This is a genomic window from Tamilnaduibacter salinus (genome assembly GCF_003096655.1).
GTDB lineage: Bacteria > Pseudomonadota > Gammaproteobacteria > Pseudomonadales > Oleiphilaceae > Tamilnaduibacter > Tamilnaduibacter salinus.
Genome location: NZ_QEKQ01000002.1, coordinates 209,518 through 230,054 on the forward strand (window position 1 = coordinate 209,518; position 20,537 = coordinate 230,054).

Genomic DNA, 20,537 nt, shown 5'->3' on the forward strand with positions numbered 1-20,537 from the left:
TCAGAGGCTCCTTTGTCATCGATCCCTGTCTGAAACCTGCTAAGCTGGTCGAAACACGCATAGAACACAGGGAGTCGTTGACGTGCGGAAAACGGTGTCTAGTAGTGTCATGTCCTCGATGTTCCCTCGCCTTATCGTCCTGCTGAGCCTGATTCTTCCTCTCCCGCTTAACGCGGTCCCGGCCGCGGGCGAGCCCGACCGCCAGGAAGTGATCCTCTGGTACCGCAATTATGACATGCCGTCGATTCACGCCCTGCTCCGGCTCGCCTTCGACAAAACGCCCGAATACGGGCCGGTACGCATCATCCGCAGCGCAGAAATGAATCAGGGGCGAGCGCTGCGCGAACTCCGCAAAGATAGCAGCGATGTCATTCATCTGGCGAATGTCGCCAGCACGCCCGAGCGCGAGAGCCAGCTTCGTGCGATCCCCATACCGATTGATGGTGGTCTGCTGGGTTACCGGGTCTGTCTCATCAAACCGGAAAACCAGCCCCTGTTCGAAGAGGTCCGCACGCTCGGGGATCTCAGGGAGAGCTCGATCCGCTTTGGGCAGGGCCAGCACTGGCCGGATACCAAGATCCTGCGTGCCAACGGTCTCGAGGTGATAACGAGCAGTCGCTTCAACAGCCTCTACCGCATGCTTGAGAGCGACCGGTTTGAGTGCTTTGCACGTGGGGTCAGCGAGGTGTTGTTTGATCTTGAGAAGGAACGTACATCCGGGCTGGTGGTCGAGAACCACCTGATGCTGACCTACGACATGCCCAACTTCTTTTTTCTTTCAGAAAGCAATGTGGCACTCGGCCACCGCATCCAGATCGGTCTGGAGCGCGCAATCCTGGACGGCAGTTTTGCCGTTTTTTTCGATCGTTACTTCACCCGTGCGATTCGGGCGCTGAAGCTGGGCGATCGCCGCGTTCTAAGGCTGGGCAATCCCTGGACCTGGGACCGTTACTGGCCGCCACTGACCGAAACCATCATGCAGAAAACCCGGCAACGGATTCAGCTCAATGCACACTAGGGTGCCCTCCCTGGCGTTCCTGAATCACACCTTGAAGCGGCCCACTTTTTCGGTCAGGGACTGCCCGATTTCTTCAATGCGACTGCTGTAAGTGTCGTTGTCACTGGCCGCTTGCGCCGCGTCCTGTCCCTGCTCGGCAATGCGTGTTATCGACGCATTCAGTTCTTCGGTCACTGAGGTCTGTTCCTCCGATGCGGTGGCAATTTGCGACGTCATGTTACTGATGGACGTAATCGCCTCTGCGATGCGGTTGAGTGCATCCATCGCGTCCTGCGCCTTCTCCATGCTGACGTTCGAGACGGCCTGGGATTCCTGCATCACACTGACGGAATTGTTCGCACCTTTCTGAAGTCGCTCGATCATGGCGTTGATTTCCTCAGTGCTGTCGTGGGTGCGCCGGGCCAGATTCCGGACCTCGTCCGCCACCACGGCAAACCCGCGACCGGCGTCCCCGGCCCGAGCCGCTTCGATGGCGGCATTCAGCGCCAGCAGGTTGGTCTGCTCCGCCACATCCTGAATCACTTCCAGAATGGTGTTGATCTGCGTCACGTCCTTACCAAGCGTATCGATGACCTCAGAGGCCGAGGAGATTTCGGATGCCAGCCGTTCGACCGCGTCCCGAGAGGCTTTCACCGTATCCTGGCTTTCGCGGGCATCATTGTCGGCGTTCGTGGACGCATCGGCGGTCTGCTGGGCGTTCTGGGCAATTTCATTGGCGGCCTGGGACATCTCGTTAATGGCCGTGGCCACCATGTCCACTTCGGTCTGCTGGCTCTCAACGCTCTGGCGGCTGGTGCTGGCCGTATTGCGTAGCGAGACAACCGCCTCGCTCAGTTCGTTGGCACCGGTCTGCACGTCCTGGATGACCGTCTGGAGATTGGCAACAAACGCGTTGAAATTCTCCGCCGTCTCACCGAGTTCATCCTGGGACTGAACCTCCAGGCGATGAGTCAGGTCAGCATCGCCGCTGGCGATATCCCGCATGGCATCGCGGAGACCGCGGACAGGTGCGAGGAGCTTACGAATGCCGAAATGCAGGAGAATCAGCGTGATGACCAGCGCCACCACTGCGATGATTATTCCGGTTGTTCGCGCGTCAATCACCGGCGCCATAATGTCGTTCTCGTTTGCCAGCGCGCCGAGATACCAGGTGACCCCCCGCGCATCCTCAATCTCGTGAAAACTGACGCGCCACCGCTCATCATCAATCGTGTAGTAATGGGCGTTGCCATTAAGCCTTGGTTCAGCCCCGATCAGTTCGCTGACCGGATTGCCCACCCGCTCCTTGTCCGGGTGAAACAACACAGTGCCATCGTCGCTGATCAGCGTGGCATATCCGGTGCCCGCCAGATCGACCGAAGAGAGGATTGTCTGAAGCGCGTTCAGTGTGATGTCGCCACCCACAACGCCCTCATACATTCCCCGGTCTACCGGCGCGACTGACGAGAGAATGATGTTCCCGCTAGAGGCATCGAGATACGGCGCGGTAAAGGTGCTTTCTCCGCCGTTCTTGCCAAGCTTGTACCAGGGGCGAACACGGGGATCGTACCCGGAAGGCAGTGTGCTCTGCGCCGTTTGAGTGGGCATCAGCATGAACCCGTCCGCCCGCCCCACGTAAACGTTCTTGAAGCCACCGCCCTGTGTCGCTGTCTGCAGAACCTTGCGGGCCTGTTCATCGCCGGTCACGTTTTCGAGGGCGGCTGCCGCCGCGTCGGACATGGCCAGTCGTGTGTTCAACCATTCGGCAATGGAGGCGGTCCCCTGTGCGACGGCATCGTCGATCAATGCCTCAACATAGGTGTTGGTCGTACCGACCAGACGCCGGTCTCCCATGATGGCGTAGGTGCTGATGACGATCACCAGCAGAATGGCGAAAGCGGTCAGGAGCTTCTGACCAAAAGAAAACTGTCCCATGAACTGAAAATCCCCCGCAGATGTTTGTTTCTGGAACGGAAAGCCCCTGAAACGCTCCCTGTGTGGCTTTCAGAACGTCGATATCAGTCTAGATGACGGTGGCGTGATCCGCCTGCGCTCTGTATAGCTGTCGGCGCTGTAAACAAGACCTTTAGCCGGATAATCTGTTAAAACAGGATTATGACACCTTCTTTGAATGGAGACCGCCTGAATGGCCCACGACGATCTGCAGATCAACCTGCGCGCCCTCACTCTCGAAGACTACGATCAGCTCCGGGCATTGATGGACCGGGTTTATGACGATATTGGAGGCGCCTGGCCGCGGGACACGATCCGGGCATTGGTTGAGCAATTTCCCGATGGGCAGATGTGCATTGAGGACAGCGGCGAGCTCGTCGCGGTCGCTCTGACCGTCTGCGTCAAATACGACCGGTTCTCCAACCCCCACACCTACGACGATCTGATCCTCAAGAACGAGAAGATCTGGCACAACGACGATGGCGACGCGCTATACGGATTAGACGTCTTCATTCATCCGGATTATCGAGGCTATCGGCTCGGGCGTCGTCTCTATGAAGCGCGCAAGGAACTGTGCCGGTCCCGGAATTTCCGGGCGATTCTAGCGGGCGGTCGGATACCCGGCTATCGCAAGTTTGCCGACCAGTTTACGCCGACCGAATACATTGAACGGGTGGATCGCAAAGAGATCTACGATCCGATCCTGAGCTTCCAGCTTTCCAATGACTTTCAGGTCACCCGGCTGATGCACAAGTATCTGCCGGAAGACGAGAAATCAATGGGGTATGCCACTCTCCTGGAGTGGAATAACATCCTTTACACGCCGCCCACACCCGTTCTGGAGACCCGCAAGACGCAGGTCCGCATTGGTGCCGTCCAGTGGCAGATGCGTGAGTTTCACTCGGTGGATGACGTACTGCGCCAGGTTGAGTACTTCGTGGACGCTCTGTCGGACTACAAGAGCGATTTCGCCGTGTTCCCGGAATTTTTCAATGCGCCGTTGATGGGGCTGACCGATCAGGTGGACCAGACGCGGGCGATACGTTTCCTGGCCGGATTTACCGAGCAGTTCCGGGATCAGATGTCGGACATGGCCGTCAGCTACAACATCAACATCATCACCGGCTCCATGCCACTGCTCGACGGGGAGCGGCTCTACAACGTGTCCTACCTCTGTCACCGGGACGGCAGCGTTGACGAACAGTGCAAGATCCACATCACGCCGCATGAGCGCCGGGACTGGGTGATTGAAGGCGGCAACCGGCTGGATGTGTTTGAGACGGACGCGGGCCGGGTCGCGATCCAGGTCTGCTACGACATTGAATTCCCAGAGCTTGGCCGCCTGGCTGCCCAGCAGGAAGTGGATATTATTTTCGTCCCGTTCTGGACCGACACGAAAAACGGATATCTGCGGGTTCGTCACTGCGCCCAGTCCCGAGCGATTGAAAACGAATGCTATGTGGTCATCACCGGCTGCGTGGGCAACCTGCCCAAGGTGGAGAACCTGGACGTTCAGTACGCGCAATCGTCCGTGTTCTCACCGTCGGATTTCGCGTTTCCTCACGATGCCGTTATGGCCGAAACCACACCCAACACGGAGATGATCATGTTCTCCGACATGGACCTGGAGAAACTGACGCTGGTGCGCAGTGAGGGGTCAGTGACCAACCTCAAGGATCGCCGGACCGACCTCTACGGCGTCTCATCATTCTGGGAGGAGACACCGCCCGGGGACTGAACGGCCGCCCTTCTGCCGCCATTTCCCTGGGCTATCGACCGGATTTCATAGTCCGTCTTAGCGGGCTCCACCCGGGTCGCGAACTGGCGTGATCGGGAATTTCGGTCCAAGATGGGGTACAGTGTTGGCCCTGCGAGACATCCCGGCCATATAACGGGCGTGTTTGAATGGACGTTGAATGCCAGCAGCAACAATGACGATGTCGCCGGAAACCATGACTGCGAAATCGCAAGACACGGTCCCACTCCAGGACCGCGCTCCCCTTCCTGACGTGACCGCTCGCCTGACAATCCGGCAGCGGCTGTTCCGCCGTGAAGTTGTTGAAGTGCCGGTGTTCAAGCTGGACGAACACGGCGGCGTGATCAAGACCGACCGCCTGTTTGAACCTGGCGACGTCCTGCACTTCGATCTCGTACTGGAAATGCCCTTCGACGACGTCCGCACTGACCGGCTCGAGGGCCTGGTCACGGATCGCATAAAGCACTGCAGCAATTTCTTCTATTTTGTTGATTTCCGTCAATCCTCAAGGTCCGGCCAGGGTCGTCATTACGACAGTCTTGACCGGGTTCTTGAATTGGTGACCCGTAAACAGCTCTTGAAGGAACGCCGGGACGGTGGTGCCGCCGGCCCGGTCCATAGCGTGTAAAGCCTGACCAATCCCGGGAGAGAACAGCATGGCGAAGAAAGACAAGGCCGGTGTCGATAAGCTGGTCAAGAAGATGAACAAGGAATTCGAGAAGACGTCCACGCAGGTGGAGAACCTGATCAACGATGCCTTCAAACAGTTCGATTCACTTCAGAACCAGGTTCAGGAGCCGATCCGGAAACTGGTCAACGAAATGGATCAGCTCCGTGAACGGGAGATGAAGCGCTTTAACGACGAGCTGGAGCGCCGTCTCAAGGAGTTCCAGGATCTGCAACAGAACATCCTCGAGCGCGTTGGTATGGCTCGCAAGGACGCAGAGCAGGCTGTCGAGAAAACCAACGAGCGCGTCTCGAGTGCGGTCTCGTCCGCCAAGTCGTCTTCGACCGGTTCGGGCAGCAGCGCCCGGAAAGCCGGCTCCGCCTCATCGTCAAAGAACAGCGGCAAAGGGTCTGCGTCCAGTGGCGGCAAGACCAGCAAGGCAGCGAAATCCGGTGGTGGCTCGAAGCCGGCCTCGGCGAAAAAATCCTCAGCAAGCTCCGGTTCCTCCACTGCCAAAAAGGCATCGACCGCGAAAAAGTCGGCATCGGGCAGCTCCGGTAAGACCACCAGCGGTGCGAAGTCTGCGCCCCGCAAAACCGGCAACAGCGACCTGACGCGACTGAAAGGGTTGGGCCCGGCCACTGAAAAGAAACTGAAATCCGCGGGAATCACGTCTTTGAAACAGATTGCGGATCCGTCCGAGGCCGATAAGAAAGCTCTGCAGGAGTTTGCAAAGGTTCGGGGGGCTGAAAACTGGCAGGCAGAAGCTAAAAAACTGGTGTCGTGACCCACTGAATGCAGTCTTCAACACAACCGATTCTCAGAGATATCGTACTGGTTGGGGGCGGCCACAGCCATGTGGGCGTCCTCAAGCAGTTTGCGATGAACCCCGTTTCCGGTGTGCGCCTCACGCTCATCTGCCGCGACACCCACACTCCTTACTCCGGCATGTTACCCGGTTACCTCGCCGGCCATTACACCTACGATGAGGTCCATATCGATCTCAGCCGGCTGGCCGAGTATTGCGGCGCCCGGTTTTACCGGGATGAGGCGATCGGAATCGACCGTAATCGGCAGACAGTGCGTTGCCGCAACCGTCCGGACGTGCCATACGACCACCTGTCGATCAATATTGGCTCGGCGCCGCAGGTTCAGTCCGTCGAGGGTGCGGAACGCCATGCCATCCCTGTAAAGCCCATCCACGGATTCAATCAGCGTTGGCTGGACCTGCTGAACCGCCTTGAAACCCATGATGGTCCGATGGTCGTGGCGACCGTGGGTGCCGGAGCCGGCGGTGTTGAGCTGACCCTGGCGATGCAGCACCGGCTGGAAAATGAGCTGCGCCAGCGCGGTCGTGACCCGAGACAGTTGCAGTTCCATCTGTTCGATGCCTCCGACACGTTGCTACCGACGCACAACCGGCGCGTGCGGGAAACCTTCGAACGGATTCTGAACGAACGGGGCGTGATCATTCATCTCAGCGCCTCGGTCGACCGGGTATCGGGCAGCCAGATTCACACCGACAGCGGCGGCTCTTTTGCCGTCGATGAAGTGCTCTGGGTGACCCGGGCTGGCGGACCGGAATGGTTGCGGAATACAGGACTGGCGCTTGACGATGATGGCTTTATCCTGACCCGGGACACGCTTCAGACGGAAAACGACGACCGGATTTTTGCAGCCGGGGACATTGCCACCGTGGTGCCCTATCCCAGGGAAAAGGCGGGCGTGTTTGCCGTTCGCCAGGGGCGACCGCTGGCAAGGAACCTGCGCCGAGTCGCGACCAACCAGCCACCCGAGGCCTATCGGCCCCAGTCCACATGGCTGGCACTGATCAGTACCGGTGACCAGTACGCGGTTGCCTCGCGCGGTGACTGGTCGGTTCGTGGGCGGTGGGTCTGGCGATGGAAGGACTGGATCGACCGGCGCTTCATGTCGACGTTCAATGAATTGCCCGAGATGGAGACGGCCGCCTCAAAGCCGGACACGGCGGCCGCTCAGAGCCCGGAAGAAGCGTCCCAGGCCATCTCCGCCGTGGCGATGCGTTGTGGCGGCTGCGGCGCCAAGGTTGGCAGCACGGTCATTTCACGGGCACTGGGACAGCTCGCCCCGGTTGAGCGCAAGGATGTCCTTGTCGGGCTGCACTCGCCGGATGATGCGGCCGTGGTGCAGGTGCCGCCCGGAAAGGCCTCTGTCCAGACCATCGATTTCTTCCGGGCATTCATTGACGATCCGTATCTCTTTGGGCGTATCGCGGCGAATCACAGTCTGGGTGATATCTTCGCCATGGGCGCTGAAGCCCAGACCGCCACGGCGGTTGCCACCGTTCCCTACGGCATTGAGTCGAAAGTGGAGGACGTCGTGTACCAGATGATGAGCGGTGCCGTCAGCATGCTCAATGCCGCCAATTGCGCCCTTGTTGGCGGGCATACCGGAGAGGGTCAGGAACTGGCACTGGGATTCGCGGTCAACGGACTGATCGACCCGGATGCCATTATGAGCAAGGGTGGGCTGCGTCCCGGCGATGTACTGATTCTCACCAAGCCGATCGGGACCGGTACCCTGTTCGCCGCCCACCCCCGGTTCAAGGCGCGGGGACGCTGGATTGACGAAGCACTGGAGCAGATGCTGGTGTCCAATCAACGGGCCGCGGAATGCATTCACCAGCACGGCGCCCGTGCCTGTACTGACGTCACCGGTTTCGGGCTGCTCGGGCACCTGGTGGAGATGACGCGCCCATCCGGTGTGGACGCGGAGCTTGATCTGTCCGCACTGCCCCTGCTCTCCGGTGCCGAGGAAACGGCAGCGCGGGGGATACTCAGTTCGTTACAGCCGGCCAACGTCCGCCTGAGACGGGCCATCGGCAATCAATTGGAGATGGTCAATCACCCCCGCTATCCATTGATTTTCGACCCACAGACCGCCGGCGGCCTGTTGGCCGGTGTGCCTGGCGACCGCGCCGATGAGTGTGTTGAGGCGCTGAAGGCGCTCGGTTACGGTCGGACGGCGATCATCGGGCGTGTGACCGCTCAGGGAGAAGCGCTGGAGCCCATCCGACTCAATGCCTGATCCATCGCCTGCTGGAGCGCCTTGCGCTCCGCCTCGGGCGTGAATCGATGTGCCCGCTGACCAACGGCATCGCGGAGTTGTTGCAGAAACGCCTCGTCATCCTCGATGCGAAGCAGCAGCTGGCGTAAGGCAGCGGTGTCCCGGACCGGGAAATAGCCGGGATAGTCCTCACCCAGCAGCCCGATGTTCCCCGGAATATGAGAGGCAATGACGGGAAGCCCGGCGACACAGGCTTCAGAAACCACGTTCGCACCGCCTTCCATGACGGAAGAAATCACCATGGCACCACTTCGCGCCATCAGTTCCCGAATCCGGTCGTGATCGACCTGATCAAGCCATGTGTACCGGGGATTGACACCCATTTCCTGTCGGGCCCGGGCCGCCCAGTCTTCCGAATACGCACGACCGGCGTGGATAATGCGGATCCGGGAGGCATCCGGCAGGTTTCGCACGGCCTGGGCGGCACGGAACGGATCTTTCTCGTCCCGCAGGTGGCCGATAACACAAACCTCGAACCGGCCTGGTGGCGGGGTGTCGTCCGCCCCCGGCGGCGGCGCCGCGGACTGATGAACGGTCACGAGCCGGTTATGGAAGCTCGGAGGCAGGTCGTCTCCGACACGGTCGTGCAGGCCAATCAACGCGTCGGCCGCCAACAGGCTGCTGCCAAATACATCAGGATGGGTGAACTGATCCCGGTACACATCCGTTCCCGTGAGAGCGAGAACAATCGGCCGGTCCGGTGCCCGCTCCCGGAAAGCGCGGATACAGTCAGCACTACGGTATGCGTGGAGGGCCAGCAACAGGTCAGTGCCCTGCCCGTCGTCATGGGTGGTGATCCGAACGTCGTGTCCCAGCGTCCGCACCGCGTCGGCCCAGCGGTCGGCCGTGCGGCGGTTGCCGTTTAGGGAGCCTTCGGCAGCGGGGGTCACAATCTGGATGCGCATGAGTGGATGATACCAAAGACAATCGGCTTCGTACCTTCAACTGATTCCATGGAAGCGGTAGGCTTTGGCTCTGGTACCGATTCCATCAACACCAACGACAAGGAGTGGGTCATGCTCAAGACCTTTCGACGTGCGTTTGTTCTGTCCCTGATTCTGGTCATGCCAGCCTTTGCAGACACCTTCGTTTTCACGGCAATCCCCGATGCCGACGAAACCCGCCTCAAGGAGCGTTTCCAATCCGTTGCGGACTATCTCGACAGCAAGCTGGACGTGGACGTCCGGTACATTCCGGTGAAGAGTTACGCCGCCGCGGTGTCCGCCTTCCGCAACAATCAGGTGCAGCTGGCCTGGTTCGGCGGCCTGTCCGGCGTCCGGGCCCGTGCGCTCGTCCCCGGCTCCGAGGCCATTGCGCAGGGTAAGGAAGATCAGGCATTCGAGACGTACTTCATTGCCCACGACAGCACCGGCCTCAAACCCTCTGATGACTTCCCGATGGATATCAAAGGCAACACGTTCACCTTCGGTTCGAAAGGAAGCACGTCGGGCCGGCTGATGCCGGAATACCACATCCGGGAGGCCTTCAACGCGGCGCCTGAAGAGGTGTTTGAGCGCGTCGGCTTCAGCGGCAACCACTCCCGGACGATCCGTCTGGTCGAAGCGGGCACCTATCAGGTCGGTGCGGTCAATTTCAAAGTCTGGGAAAAGGAAGTGGCGTCCGGCGATGTGAATACCGACGATGTTCAGGTGATCTGGAAGACGCCGACCTATCCCGATTACCAGTGGACCATTCGGGGCGACGCGGATCAGCGGTTCGGGGACGGATTCACCGATCGGGTTCGCCAGGCACTGCTCAGCATGAGCGATCCGGCTCTGCTCGAGAAATTCCCCCGGTCTGCCTTCGTCCCCGCCAGCAACGCGGATTACGAGCCAATCCGAAACACCGCTGAAAAGATCGGAATCATCGACTGATGGATGCGGTTCACCTGCGCAACCTGTCCGCCGCCTACGGCGGGCAGCAGGTTCTGGGGCCGCTGTCGCTCCAGATTCAGCCCGGCGAGCGGATTGGGCTCGTCGGGCGCAGTGGTGCGGGTAAATCAACCCTCCTGAATCTGCTTTATGACCAGGTCCGGGACCGGGCTGCGCTGGTTCCACAGGAACAGGGACTCGTCCAGGCGCTGTCGGTGTTTCATAACGTCTACATGGGGCGTCTGAACCACTACTCCGCCTGGTACAACCTTCTGAATCTGCTCTGGCCGCAACGGCGCGAGCTGGCGGTGATTGAACCGCTGCTCGAGCGGCTGGGCATTGGCAAGAAGCGCCGCTCCCCCGTTGCCCAACTGTCCGGTGGCCAGAAGCAACGAACAGCCGTTGCCCGGGCACTGTTCCAGAATGCACCGATGCTACTGGCCGATGAGCCGGTATCGGCGCTCGATGGGCCGCTTGCGCACGTTGTGATGGGGTTCATGACAGAAGCCTACGACACCAGCGTTGTGGCGCTCCACGACATTGATCTGGCGCTTGCTTACACCACGCGCATCGTCGGTATCCAGGACGGCCAGATTGCGCTGGATGCGCCAAGCCATACGCTCTCTCCCGCCGACATCCTGCCCCTCTATTAAGATGCTGGCTTCCCCGACCGTCCGCGTTACGCTGATTGTCACCGTCGTCGGAATCCTTTGTGCGTTTCTGGGAGACCTGGCCATCACAACGGTCAATCCCTGGCAGGATCTGAAGGACCTGTTCCTGGGCGTTGTGACGCCGGATTTCTTCTCGATCGATCAGGTGGGGGTGGCCCTGCTGCGGACCGTGGCGTTTGCCTTTGTCGGCGTGGCGCTCGGGAGCCTTGCCGGATTCCTCCTGTCACTGGTATTCGGCTCACGAGTGATCCGGATCGGATGTGCGTTCGTCCGGGCCATCCATGAGCTGTTCTGGGCACTGATCTTCCTGCAGTTCTTTGGCTTTCACCCGCTGACGGGGGTGTTGGCCATTGCGATTCCCTACGCCGGCATTTTCGCAAAAGTGTACTCGGAAATTCTGGAAGAGAATGACCCCACACCGGAACGGGTCCTGCCAGAGGGAACCGGTCGGCTTGCCCGCTTTCTGTACGCGCGGATACCCGACGCATTACCCCATCTTGTCACATACACCTCGTATCGGCTGGAGTGTGGCCTGCGGTCGAGTGCCATTCTGGGCTTCGTTGGTCTGCCAACCCTGGGATTCTATCTGGAATCCTCCTTCTCTCAAGGCTATTACTCGGAAGTCGGCGCCATTCTGATTCTGTTCTACGTTCTGATCGCAACGCTGCGGCACTGGGCCCGCCCGCGGTTGATCCCCGCCTATCTGGTTGCTGCGCCTTTTTTTCTTGGCGATGGTCTGCCCATCGTCTGGGGGAATGTCAGCCGTTTCTTTACACAGGACATTGTGCCCGCCCCGATCCGGGACGGTGACGGGCTGGGGGCTCTCGGGGACTGGCTCACCCAGCTTCTTCTCAATGAGGCGCTGCCCGGCATCTGGAACACGTTGTTGCTGACCCAGATCGCCCTGGTCTGCACCGGGCTGGTGACACTGATCGCCTTTCCGCTGATCTCCCGGCATTTCGGGAACCGGGTGAGCCGTGGTGGCGGGCATGTGCTTCTGGTCATCGCCCGTTCCACACCGGAATACATGCTGGCCTATATCCTGCTGCAGCTCTGGGGACCATCCATGCTGCCGGCTGTTGTGGCGCTCGCGCTTCACAACGGCGGCATCATCGGTCACCTGATCGGACGCCGCAGCAACGAGATCCAGCTACGCCCCGACGCCCCGAGCGGCTTCAATCGGTACAGCTATGAGCTGATTCCCCGCGTTTACCCGCCCTTCCTTGCTTTTCTTTTTTACCGCTGGGAAATCATTATGCGCGAGACCGCCATTCTTGGCATCCTCGGCATCCACACACTGGGGTTTTATGTCGACAGTGCCATACAGGAAATCCGGTTTGACCGGGCGATCCTGCTGATCCTTGTCACGGCATTGCTCAATATTGCCATCGATGTCACCTCAAGGCGTGTCCGCCGCTATCTGCGCCTGCAGACACGGGTTACCTGTGAGGGCCATTGAGAAGCAGTCGTGAAACGTGGATTTCACAACAATTTTACGAATGAACCGAGATTTAGCGGCCCTTGTCTCAGTAACATTCTGTTACCCCCGATATACTTTGTGAAACATTACTGAGTAAGGGCACACTGGATGCTGGACTTCGTGGTTTTGGGACTGGAAATCGGGCTGGCGCTGCTATTTCTGGTACTGGCCGGGCGCATCATCGTCTTATCGCGCCGGGATGCCGTCGCCCAGCCCTCCCGGTCCCCGTCGGATTCCCTGGCGCGACCCGCCGCAAGCTTCTGGGCGTATTTCCAGGAATCCACGCCAGTGGAAGGGCCGGCGGCGGCCGCTCACCAATCAAAGCCCTCTTGGGAAGGGGACCTGACCGCCGCATTGCAGATCATTATGAGTATCCAGATAACCCAGGCGCGTCACCATGAACTGGACCTGGCGACAGCGGATGGCTCGCTGAAGTCACTGGCTGCGGCCTGGGGACTCGGAGCGGCTGTCGCCCTGTCGCGCTACCACGGTGTGGATCAGGCCTCAGCCAACCGGATCGCCGTCAACCTGCTCGCACGCCGCCTGTCGGTGAGCACCCTTGCCATCGAACAGACCTTCAGCGATCTGACCGGCAGCACCAGCCTTCTGTACTGCTATCGGATGGGGGTTGAGGGCGCCGAGTCCTGGGTCTGGGCGCGTTTCGTACCCCGGGATCGGAGCCTTTATGAGGCGATTACGGCCAACGCACTTATCTAGTGTCCCGTCTGGTTAATTCCCTAGGTCTGCATGCGTTCCGTCACCCGGTTATAGCGCGACAGAATATTCTCGATACGCTCGAGACTGCTGGCCACCGGCCCTTTCAAGTCCTGGAACTCAACGCCGAAAATTGTGCCCTCGTCTCCAACACGCGAATTACGGATCGTCGCGCTGGCCTGCTCTACCGTGATATTGCCTACTTCCGTCGCCAGGTTCAGGCTGAACTGGACTCGTTGCCCCTCATCGAATTCGTGGTCGCCAACAAACGCCATGCCCAGGCTGCTGAAATCCATGACCTGTACGTTCACCCATTCTTTCGACATAAAGCCTTTTCGAACCTGAACGCGGGCGTACATCTGGATAAAGGGCAACCGCTCCCGGCGACGACGCTCTGTCATTTGGATCTCCTGATGGTGTGTGATCATCGGTAAGGCCGTGACAGCCGACACGCCATTCACTGTAGCAAACCGCCGGAGGCCGGGCGCGGTACGAGTCACACATTTCGATAATCACGCATGGGTCTCAGTGAGTACATGGTCACCGCCCTCACCTCTCTCCAGGCCGTTTCGTATAGAATGGCGGTTTTGCCGTGCCGAGAGGAGATCAGGGTGCATCCGGATATTTCCGTTCAGGGACTCAACAAGATCTACGAGGGGGGCGAGCAGGCTCTAACCGATGTGCATCTCGATATTCACCGTGGGGAGATCTTTGCCCTGCTCGGCCCGAACGGGGCTGGCAAGACCACGCTGATCAACATCATCTGTGGTCTGGTGAATCTCAGCAACGGTCGGGTTCTCGCCAACGGGTACGACATCATCCGGGAGTACCGGGAGGCCCGCTCCCAGATCGGCCTGGTACCTCAGGAACTGCACACGGACGCCTTCGAACGGGTCTGGGACACCGTCAGCTTCAGCCGTGGTCTGTTTGGCTGCCCACCAAACCCGGCCCATATCGAACGGGTGCTCCGCGATCTGTCGCTCTGGAACAAACGCAACACCCGCATCATGGATCTGTCCGGCGGCATGAAACGGCGCGTCATGATTGCCAAGGCGCTGTCGCATGAACCCCGCATCCTGTTTCTGGACGAGCCTTCCGCCGGAGTCGATGTCGAGCTGCGCCGTGAAATGTGGGAAATGGTGCGTCGCCTGCGGGAGAACGGTGTCACCATCATCCTTACTACCCACTACATCGAGGAGGCCGAGGAGATGGCCGATCGTGTCGGGGTGATCAGTCAGGGTGAGCTGATTCTGGTGGAAGAAAAAGAAGCTCTCATGCGAAAGCTGGGCAAGAAGGAACTGAGGCTGCATCTGCAGACGCCGCTCGACACCCTCCCGGAATCGCTGGCGGACCTCGAACTGACACTGTCCGAAACCGGCGACGAGCTGGTCTACTCGTTCGATGCGCACGCTGACGAAAGCGGCATCACCACGCTGCTGAAACGACTGGGCGAGCAGAACATTGATTACCGGGATCTTCAGACCCGGGAAAGCTCGCTGGAAGACATCTTCGTGAACCTGGTCAGGGCGAATCCATGAATCTCTACGGTATCCGAGCAATCTATCGTTTCGAAATGGCCCGCATGTGGCGGACCCTGATGCAGAGCGTTGCCTCGCCGGTCATTTCCACGACGCTGTACTTTGTGGTCTTCGGCTCCGCCATCGGTTCCCGGATGGGCGACATCCAGGGCGTGAGCTATGGCGCGTTCATCATTCCCGGGCTGGTCATGCTCTCGCTGTTGATGCAAAGCATCTCCAACGCCTCGTTCGGGATTTACATGCCCAAGTTTTCCGGGACCATTTACGAAGTGCTTTCAGCGCCGGTCTCCTATCTTGAAGTGGTGATCGGGTACGTGGGCGCCGCTGCCACCAAATCCACGATACTTGGGGTGATCATCCTGCTGACGGCCAATCTGTTCGTCGATTACTCGGTACTCCATCCCGTCTGGATGGTGGTGTTTCTGATCCTGACCTCAATTACCTTCAGTCTGTTGGGGTTCATTATCGGGATCTGGGCGGACACATTCGAAAAGCTCCAGATTGTACCGCTGATGGTGGTCACACCCCTGGTGTTTCTCGGAGGCACCTTCTACTCCATCGATATGCTGCCCGGCTTCTGGCAGACCGTTACCCTCTTCAACCCGGTGGTGTACCTGATCAGCGGGTTTCGGTGGGCATTCTACGGCATCTCTGATGTTCACATCGGAATCAGTGTCGCCATGATTCTGCTCTTTCTCACCGCCTGTCTGGGTCTGGTTGCATGGATCTTCAAAAGCGGCTATCGACTGCGTCCGTGATGAGGCCCCATCGTTGGCGGCTGGCCCTCGCGCTGTTTTCTTCCAGCGTGTTGGCTGGCACCCCGCAACACTTACCGCGCCAGCCGGCGTGTCTGGTGACCAGTGATCACATGATCCCCATTCAGGTGGAAGTGGCCATGTCACCGGACGAGCGTCAGATCGGTCTTATGGAACGCCCGTTTTTACCGGCGACGGCCGGTATGCTGTTCCGCTACCCGGAGTCTCAGGCGGCGACCCGTGGATTCTGGATGTACAGAACACGCCTGCCGTTGGACATCGCTTACCTTAACGAAGAGGGCGTGATCGTCAGCCTTCATCAAATGACGCCCTGCCCACCGAAAAAGGGGCGACGCTGCCCCCGTTATCCATCGGGGCGGCCTTTTTCTGCCGTGCTTGAAATGAATGAAGGGTTCTTCGGTGCTCATGAGGTCGATGTCGGAGATCAGCTCCTGCCTCCGATGACCCCACCGAGAGAACACGCCTGTCCATCGTCACGCCACGCAACGCCTCGCGGCTCGTCTGCTCAGGATTGATGAGTTCACCCCGATGGATGACTCCTGACCCGCCTGTGCCTCCCAGGCGTAAAGAATTTCTTGAATCAGCCGTCTACACTGAAACGAGAATGAACAAAAAGCGCTTAAGGCCGTCATTATGCTCCGTATGAAAAGTATTTCCCGCCAGGTACTGTTGATCATCCTGCTGGTTAACATCGTCGTGGCAGGCGTCGCCGGCTCCTATCTGACCTATTCACTGAGAGTCGCCGATGACTTCTCGGAGGTCACGTCCAGAGACATACAGGGTGCTCTGGAAGCCCAAGTAGTCCTCGCCAACTTCAAGACACAGGTTCAGGAATGGAAGAACGTGCTCCTTCGCGGTCATAATCGGGACGATCGGGAGAAGTACTGGTCTCAGTTCAAGGATCAAGAAGCGGTGGTTCAGGACCATGTCGAGGAAATGCTGCCGCTGATCACCGATGAAGAATCGAAACAGCTGTTGGAGCGCTTCGCAAAGGCGCATCGCCGAATGGGCGACGCCTATCGTGAGGGCTATCAGCGCTTCGTTGATTCGGGATTTGATCACACGGCGGGTGATTCGGCGGTGAGAGGCATTGATCGGGAGCCCGCAGCGCTGATCAACGAGGCCACTCAGAGGATCGCCAAGCTCTCGCGAGAGAAGGCCAACACCCTGGAATCCAGTGCCCGCTCCAATACGATGCTCGCCGGCACCGGCCTTTTAGCGGCGGTTATCCTCGGCACGATTGTCAGCGTCGTGATCATTAACCGCCAGGTCATTCGCCCAACGGTGGCGATTTCCTCCCAGCTCGAGCAGCTCGGTGAGGGCGATCTTGGCCAGAAGTCGACAATCCACCGAGCTGACGAGCTCGGCCGACTCGCTGACGCAGCCCGCAAGCTTCACGACTTCCTCAACGAGATTAAACAGACAACGCAAACCAACGCAGCCGATCTGGCGACGATCAAAGAGACGATCACCACAGGCGCCCATGACATTGCTGACAAGTCGACTCAAGCGCATGAACGGATCGATCAAATGGCGGCGGCGATGAATGAAATGTCGTCAACGGCCAATGAAGTGGCACAACATGCCGCGAGTGTTTCTACGCGTGTTGATGAAACAACATCTGAAACCGGGCTGGCAGACCAGAACATCGCAACATCGGTCGACAGCATGGGACGGCTTTCGGAACAAATTCGTGCCACTTCGGAAACGGTCACAACACTGGCCGAGAGCAATAAAAAGGTGAGCAGCGTCATGGAGGTCATCCGGGAGATCGCAGACCAGACGAACCTGCTGGCTCTGAATGCGGCCATTGAAGCGGCACGAGCCGGTGATGCTGGCCGGGGTTTCTCAGTGGTCGCGGACGAAGTCCGTAGCCTTGCCGGGAAAACGCAGGAGGCGACCGTGGAAATCGACGCCATCGTCAGCAGCATTGCCTCCGGTTCCGAGCAAGCAACCCAGTACATGCAGACCAGCGAATCGGTCACGGACGATTGTGTTCAGCAGGTCTCCGAGGTACAGCGGATCGTTAAAGACATTAACGAGCGTATGAGCGAGATACGTGAAGCGACAACGCAGGTCGCCACCGCTGCGGAGGAGCAGACCAGCGTCAGCGAAGACATCAGCCAGAACATCACGGAGATTGCGAACCTTTCCGAAGACATGAGTCAGGCTTCCAAGTCGAACCTCAAGACCATACCGGAGCTTGAGGCCATGGCCTCAACGGCTAACAACCTCGCTCACCGCATTCGCGGGTAGTCCGGGGATCAAGTCCTGGCCCGGCCCTCTCAGTGGCTCACATAGCGAATGATCTGGGGGTGCCGGTCGCCTGGGGCGACCATTGGTGTTCATGAGTCCGTCATTCGGAGGAAGGCCCCGTGAGCAATCTCTCTGACCGTACTGAGCAGACCTGTCATGAAGTGGTCCCCGCCTGCGAGGCCATCAAGGCCTTAATGAACCGATTCCTCTGGCCTGATGCCAGGCGTGGAAGCGCCTTAATAAAGCACTCTATCGTTTTAATAAACCGGTAAATATGGTGCGGCTGGCCGGACTTGAACCGGCACGCCCGAAGGCAAGGGATTTTAAGTCCCCAGTGTCTACCAATTTCACCACAGCCGCACACACTGGCAAGGAGCCGGATTGTATCGACGGGCCTGTCGGGATGCAATTCCCGCTCAGGCCGTCGGAGTGGCCTCCCCGGAATAGATATAGCCAGCGAACCGCGGCGCTTTCGGCAGATACCGGGTTTCCATGGCATCGATGGTGAATCCGGCCTCGGCAATCAATCGGTGGATCGGCCGATTGAGATGGCACCCACCGGCCAGCCGTTTCCAGCCGGGCGTAAGCCGATCCTGCCACCGCCGCACGCCAGGATCGGGCGACTGGCCATGTTCGCAGAACAGGAGCCGACCTTCCGGTCGGAGCACGCGCTTCATTTCCTTCAGTGCCTGAAACCAGTCCGGAATCGTGCACAGGGTAAACGTCAGCAGTACGGTGTCGACGCTGTTGTCCGCCAGAGGAACCGTCTCCCCAGGCAGATCAAGCCATTCAACGCGTACAGGAGACTGCGCGAGATGGGCCGCCGCTTTGCGACGCATGCCCCTGGATGGCTCAAGGCCGTACACCAGGCTGACCTTATCGGGGTCATAGAACCCGAGGTTGATCCCGGACCCCATGCCGACTTCCAGCACCTGACCCCGAGCGTTTGGCACGATCGCCTTTCGCAGTTTCATAACCTGCCCGTTCGAGCAGGCGCAGTCGATGAGATGCGGCAGTATCCGTTCTTCATAGAAATTCATGGGTGCTGTGCCTTCTTGCGTCTTGGGGTGTAGTACCCATTGTTTTTGTGTGGTTATAAGCTTATATTACTTTTGATCAGGGAGAGACGTCTCGCCTGATTGTTTGGTTCTCGTGACGGTACAACAAACACTCAAAGCCGTCAGTCGATACGTTTGATGCCCTCGCGAGCCTCGACCAGCATTTCGGGTTCGAACCCGATGCCTGACCGTTCTTCCGGATCAGGCGGTGGCTTCGGGAATCGCGAGGCAACAGTCCATCGGAGGTTGGCTGTGGATCTCGATCCTCTCTTCCTGTCGCGACTCCAGTTCGCGTTTGTTGTCAGTTTCCATGCAATTTTCCCCGTGTTCACCATCGGTCTGGCATCGTTTATCGCGGTGCTCGAAGGGTTGGCGTACAAAACGGAGAACTCGGTATGGGTCACTCTTTCCGCTTTCTGGACCAAGGTGTTCGCGGTGGTATTCGGCATGGGGGTGGTGTCCGGCATCGTCATGTCGTTTCAGTTCGGAACGAACTGGAGCAATTTTGCCCTTGCAACGTCCAACTTCCTTGGACCAGTGTTGAGCTATGAGGTCGTCACTGCCTTCTTCCTGGAGGCCGCGTTCCTCGGCGTACTGCTTTTCGGGCGAGACAAGGTGCCAGCGGGTGTCCATCTGTTCGCGGCTGTCATGGTCGCGCTCGGCACGTTCATTTCCTCATTCTGGATCCTCTCGGCCAACAGTTGGATGCATACTCCGGCTGGCGCGGAACTCCGGGACGGTTTCTACCACATTACCTCCTGGTCGGAAGCCATCTTCAACCCGTCTTTTCCCTACCGTTTCGCCCACATGGGGCTCGCCTCGTTTCTGACCGGCAGTTTCGTCGTCGCTGGCGTCAGCGCCTGGTATCTGCTGCTGAACCGGGAAGTCGAGGCCAACCGAAAAGCACTGTCGATGTGTCTGTGGCTGATTCTGTTCCTCGCCCCGACCCAGGCTGTCGTCGGCGATTTCCACGGCCTCAACACCCTCGAACACCAGCCGGCAAAGGTGGCGGCGATGGAAGGCAATTGGGAGACCCAATCCAACGTGCCGCTGCTGTTGTTCGCCTGGCCTGATCAGGACGCTCAGTCCAACCATTTCGAAGTCGGCATCCCCGGCCTGGCAAGCCTGATACTGACCCATGAATGGGACGGCGTCGTCCCGGGCCTAGACGCCGTGCCGGAAAACGAGCAGCCCCCGGTCGGCATCGTGTTCTGGAGCTTCCGGATTATGGTCGGGATGGGCGTGCTGATGATCATCGCCGGGCTTGTTGGCCTTGCGCTTCGTCCTGGCGGCCGTCTCTACGAGACCCGCTGGTTCCTTAATAGCCTCAGGGTGATGAGCGTCGCGCCCTTTTTGGCGGTTCTCTCGGGTTGGTTCGTGACGGAGATCGGCCGTTTCCCCTGGGTCGTCTACGGAGAGATGACACTCAGCGAAGGGCTCACCCCGTCGCTGAGTGGCTGGATGGCGCTGGTCACGCTGATCGGGTACGCGGCCGTCTATGCCGCCGTTTTTACGGGTGGCACTTATTACCTTTTCAGAGTACTCCAGGCCGGACTTGAGGCCAGTGTGGAAGAGTCATTCGACATCGATCATGATCGCCCGAAACGGCCCATGTCTGCCCCTCACGTTTCGTTTGAGCATGAACCATACCCTGGTGAACAGGGTGGTAATACCAGCTATCAGGGAGGCCACTAA

At 59.1% G+C, this 20,537-nt stretch carries 18 protein-coding genes and 1 tRNA gene; 14 read left to right on the forward strand and 5 right to left on the reverse strand.

The window, feature by feature from the left end; translation table 11 throughout:
• The first annotated feature begins 109 nt into the window (after nt 1-109).
• Entirely contained in the window at nt 110-1,018 is a 909-nt protein-coding gene (locus C8D92_RS03560) for a hypothetical protein (RefSeq protein ID WP_095610581.1), read from the forward strand.
• Between the two features lie 24 nt (nt 1,019-1,042).
• Here the strand turns inward: C8D92_RS03560 and C8D92_RS03565 are convergent, their stop codons facing one another.
• Nucleotides 1,043-2,932, reverse strand: a complete 1,890-nt coding sequence (locus C8D92_RS03565) for a methyl-accepting chemotaxis protein (protein ID WP_095610580.1) — start codon at nt 2,930-2,932, stop codon at nt 1,043-1,045.
• Between the two features lie 211 nt (nt 2,933-3,143).
• Between C8D92_RS03565 and C8D92_RS03570 the strand changes: the two genes are divergently transcribed.
• The 4 genes from C8D92_RS03570 to selD all read left to right on the forward strand — a co-directional run bounded on the left by C8D92_RS03570 (nt 3,144) and on the right by selD (nt 8,439).
• Nucleotides 3,144-4,688, forward strand: a complete 1,545-nt coding sequence (locus C8D92_RS03570; protein WP_095610579.1) for a bifunctional GNAT family N-acetyltransferase/carbon-nitrogen hydrolase family protein — start codon at nt 3,144-3,146, stop codon at nt 4,686-4,688.
• A gap of 199 nt (nt 4,689-4,887) precedes the next feature.
• Complete coding sequence (locus C8D92_RS03575; RefSeq protein ID WP_243402340.1) at nt 4,888-5,334, forward strand: hypothetical protein; 447 nt, start codon at nt 4,888-4,890, stop codon at nt 5,332-5,334.
• A 28-nt stretch (nt 5,335-5,362) separates the two neighbouring features.
• A complete protein-coding gene (locus tag C8D92_RS03580) occupies nt 5,363-6,160 on the forward strand; it encodes a helix-hairpin-helix domain-containing protein (protein ID WP_116918416.1) in 798 nt (265 codons plus the stop codon).
• Between the two features lie 8 nt (nt 6,161-6,168).
• Nucleotides 6,169-8,439 carry a selenide, water dikinase SelD gene (selD, locus tag C8D92_RS03585; protein WP_116918417.1) on the forward strand — a complete coding sequence of 757 codons (2,271 nt, stop codon included), beginning with the start codon at nt 6,169-6,171 and terminating at the stop codon, nt 8,437-8,439.
• On the opposite strand, the gene senB is transcribed toward selD, so the two are convergent.
• Complete coding sequence (gene senB / locus C8D92_RS03590; RefSeq protein WP_095610576.1) at nt 8,400-9,383, reverse strand: selenoneine biosynthesis selenosugar synthase SenB; 984 nt, start codon at nt 9,381-9,383, stop codon at nt 8,400-8,402. The genes selD and senB overlap by 40 nt on opposite strands.
• Nucleotides 9,384-9,494: 111 nt before the next feature.
• On the opposite strand from senB, the gene C8D92_RS03595 reads away from it, so the two are divergent.
• The 4 genes from C8D92_RS03595 (at nt 9,495) to C8D92_RS03610 (ending at nt 13,217) form a co-directional block, all read left to right on the forward strand.
• Nucleotides 9,495-10,352: a putative selenate ABC transporter substrate-binding protein gene (locus tag C8D92_RS03595; RefSeq protein ID WP_116918616.1), complete on the forward strand. Its 858-nt coding sequence runs from the start codon at nt 9,495-9,497 to the stop codon at nt 10,350-10,352.
• A complete protein-coding gene (locus tag C8D92_RS03600) occupies nt 10,352-11,002 on the forward strand; it encodes an ATP-binding cassette domain-containing protein (protein ID WP_095610575.1) in 651 nt (216 codons plus the stop codon). Before C8D92_RS03595 ends, C8D92_RS03600 begins: the two co-directional genes overlap by 1 nt.
• Before the next feature lies 1 nt (nt 11,003).
• Complete coding sequence (locus C8D92_RS03605; RefSeq protein ID WP_116918418.1) at nt 11,004-12,479, forward strand: PhnE/PtxC family ABC transporter permease; 1,476 nt, start codon at nt 11,004-11,006, stop codon at nt 12,477-12,479.
• Between the two features lie 129 nt (nt 12,480-12,608).
• Nucleotides 12,609-13,217: a hypothetical protein gene (locus tag C8D92_RS03610; protein WP_116918419.1), complete on the forward strand. Its 609-nt coding sequence runs from the start codon at nt 12,609-12,611 to the stop codon at nt 13,215-13,217.
• 20 nt (nt 13,218-13,237) lie between these two features.
• Here C8D92_RS03610 and C8D92_RS03615 read toward each other — a convergent pair whose 3' ends face one another.
• Nucleotides 13,238-13,615 carry a PilZ domain-containing protein gene (locus C8D92_RS03615; RefSeq protein ID WP_165819226.1) on the reverse strand — a complete coding sequence of 126 codons (378 nt, stop codon included), beginning with the start codon at nt 13,613-13,615 and terminating at the stop codon, nt 13,238-13,240.
• A 210-nt stretch (nt 13,616-13,825) separates the two neighbouring features.
• Here C8D92_RS03615 and C8D92_RS03620 point away from each other — a divergent pair, with 210 nt between their 5' ends.
• The 4 genes from C8D92_RS03620 (at nt 13,826) to C8D92_RS03635 (ending at nt 17,784) form a co-directional block, all read left to right on the forward strand.
• Nucleotides 13,826-14,752 carry an ABC transporter ATP-binding protein gene (locus C8D92_RS03620; protein WP_207775108.1) on the forward strand — a complete coding sequence of 309 codons (927 nt, stop codon included), beginning with the start codon at nt 13,826-13,828 and terminating at the stop codon, nt 14,750-14,752.
• A complete protein-coding gene (locus C8D92_RS03625; protein WP_095610570.1) occupies nt 14,749-15,510 on the forward strand; it encodes an ABC transporter permease in 762 nt (253 codons plus the stop codon). The genes C8D92_RS03620 and C8D92_RS03625 overlap by 4 nt, the downstream gene beginning before the upstream one ends.
• Nucleotides 15,511-15,620: 110 nt before the next feature.
• On the forward strand, nt 15,621-16,043 hold the full coding sequence (locus tag C8D92_RS03630; protein WP_243402342.1) for a DUF192 domain-containing protein: 423 nt from the start codon (nt 15,621-15,623) through the stop codon (nt 16,041-16,043).
• Between the two features lie 421 nt (nt 16,044-16,464).
• On the forward strand, nt 16,465-17,784 hold the full coding sequence (locus tag C8D92_RS03635; protein ID WP_243402343.1) for a methyl-accepting chemotaxis protein: 1,320 nt from the start codon (nt 16,465-16,467) through the stop codon (nt 17,782-17,784).
• 275 nt (nt 17,785-18,059) lie between these two features.
• On the opposite strand, the gene C8D92_RS03640 is transcribed toward C8D92_RS03635, so the two are convergent.
• Nucleotides 18,060-18,144 (reverse strand) — tRNA-Leu (locus C8D92_RS03640).
• A gap of 56 nt (nt 18,145-18,200) precedes the next feature.
• Nucleotides 18,201-18,824: a class I SAM-dependent methyltransferase gene (locus tag C8D92_RS03645; protein ID WP_116918423.1), complete on the reverse strand. Its 624-nt coding sequence runs from the start codon at nt 18,822-18,824 to the stop codon at nt 18,201-18,203.
• A gap of 270 nt (nt 18,825-19,094) precedes the next feature.
• Here C8D92_RS03645 and C8D92_RS03650 point away from each other — a divergent pair, with 270 nt between their 5' ends.
• A complete protein-coding gene (locus C8D92_RS03650; RefSeq protein WP_095610566.1) occupies nt 19,095-20,537 on the forward strand; it encodes a cytochrome ubiquinol oxidase subunit I in 1,443 nt (480 codons plus the stop codon).

Bases quoted from the DNA above. Each gene is read 5' to 3' on its own strand.
- C8D92_RS03605 (WP_116918418.1), top strand. From the start codon at position 11,004: ATGCTGGCTTCCCCGACCGTCCGCGTTACGCTGATTGTCACCGTCGTC.
- C8D92_RS03570 (WP_095610579.1), top strand. From the start codon at position 3,144: ATGGCCCACGACGATCTGCAGATCAACCTGCGCGCCCTCACTCTCGAA.
- C8D92_RS03565 (WP_095610580.1), bottom strand. From the start codon at position 2,932: ATGGGACAGTTTTCTTTTGGTCAGAAGCTCCTGACCGCTTTCGCCATT.
- selD (WP_116918417.1), top strand. From the start codon at position 6,169: ATGCAGTCTTCAACACAACCGATTCTCAGAGATATCGTACTGGTTGGG.
- C8D92_RS03625 (WP_095610570.1), top strand. From the start codon at position 14,749: ATGAATCTCTACGGTATCCGAGCAATCTATCGTTTCGAAATGGCCCGC.
- C8D92_RS03635 (WP_243402343.1), top strand. From the start codon at position 16,465: ATGCTGCCGCTGATCACCGATGAAGAATCGAAACAGCTGTTGGAGCGC.
- C8D92_RS03595 (WP_116918616.1), top strand. From the start codon at position 9,495: ATGCTCAAGACCTTTCGACGTGCGTTTGTTCTGTCCCTGATTCTGGTC.
- C8D92_RS03575 (WP_243402340.1), top strand. From the start codon at position 4,888: ATGTCGCCGGAAACCATGACTGCGAAATCGCAAGACACGGTCCCACTC.
- C8D92_RS03615 (WP_165819226.1), bottom strand. From the start codon at position 13,615: ATGACAGAGCGTCGTCGCCGGGAGCGGTTGCCCTTTATCCAGATGTAC.
- C8D92_RS03610 (WP_116918419.1), top strand. From the start codon at position 12,609: ATGCTGGACTTCGTGGTTTTGGGACTGGAAATCGGGCTGGCGCTGCTA.
- C8D92_RS03560 (WP_095610581.1), top strand. From the start codon at position 110: ATGTCCTCGATGTTCCCTCGCCTTATCGTCCTGCTGAGCCTGATTCTT.
- C8D92_RS03600 (WP_095610575.1), top strand. From the start codon at position 10,352: ATGGATGCGGTTCACCTGCGCAACCTGTCCGCCGCCTACGGCGGGCAG.
- C8D92_RS03630 (WP_243402342.1), top strand. From the start codon at position 15,621: ATGATCCCCATTCAGGTGGAAGTGGCCATGTCACCGGACGAGCGTCAG.
- C8D92_RS03580 (WP_116918416.1), top strand. From the start codon at position 5,363: ATGGCGAAGAAAGACAAGGCCGGTGTCGATAAGCTGGTCAAGAAGATG.
- C8D92_RS03645 (WP_116918423.1), bottom strand. From the start codon at position 18,824: ATGAATTTCTATGAAGAACGGATACTGCCGCATCTCATCGACTGCGCC.
- senB (WP_095610576.1), bottom strand. From the start codon at position 9,383: ATGCGCATCCAGATTGTGACCCCCGCTGCCGAAGGCTCCCTAAACGGC.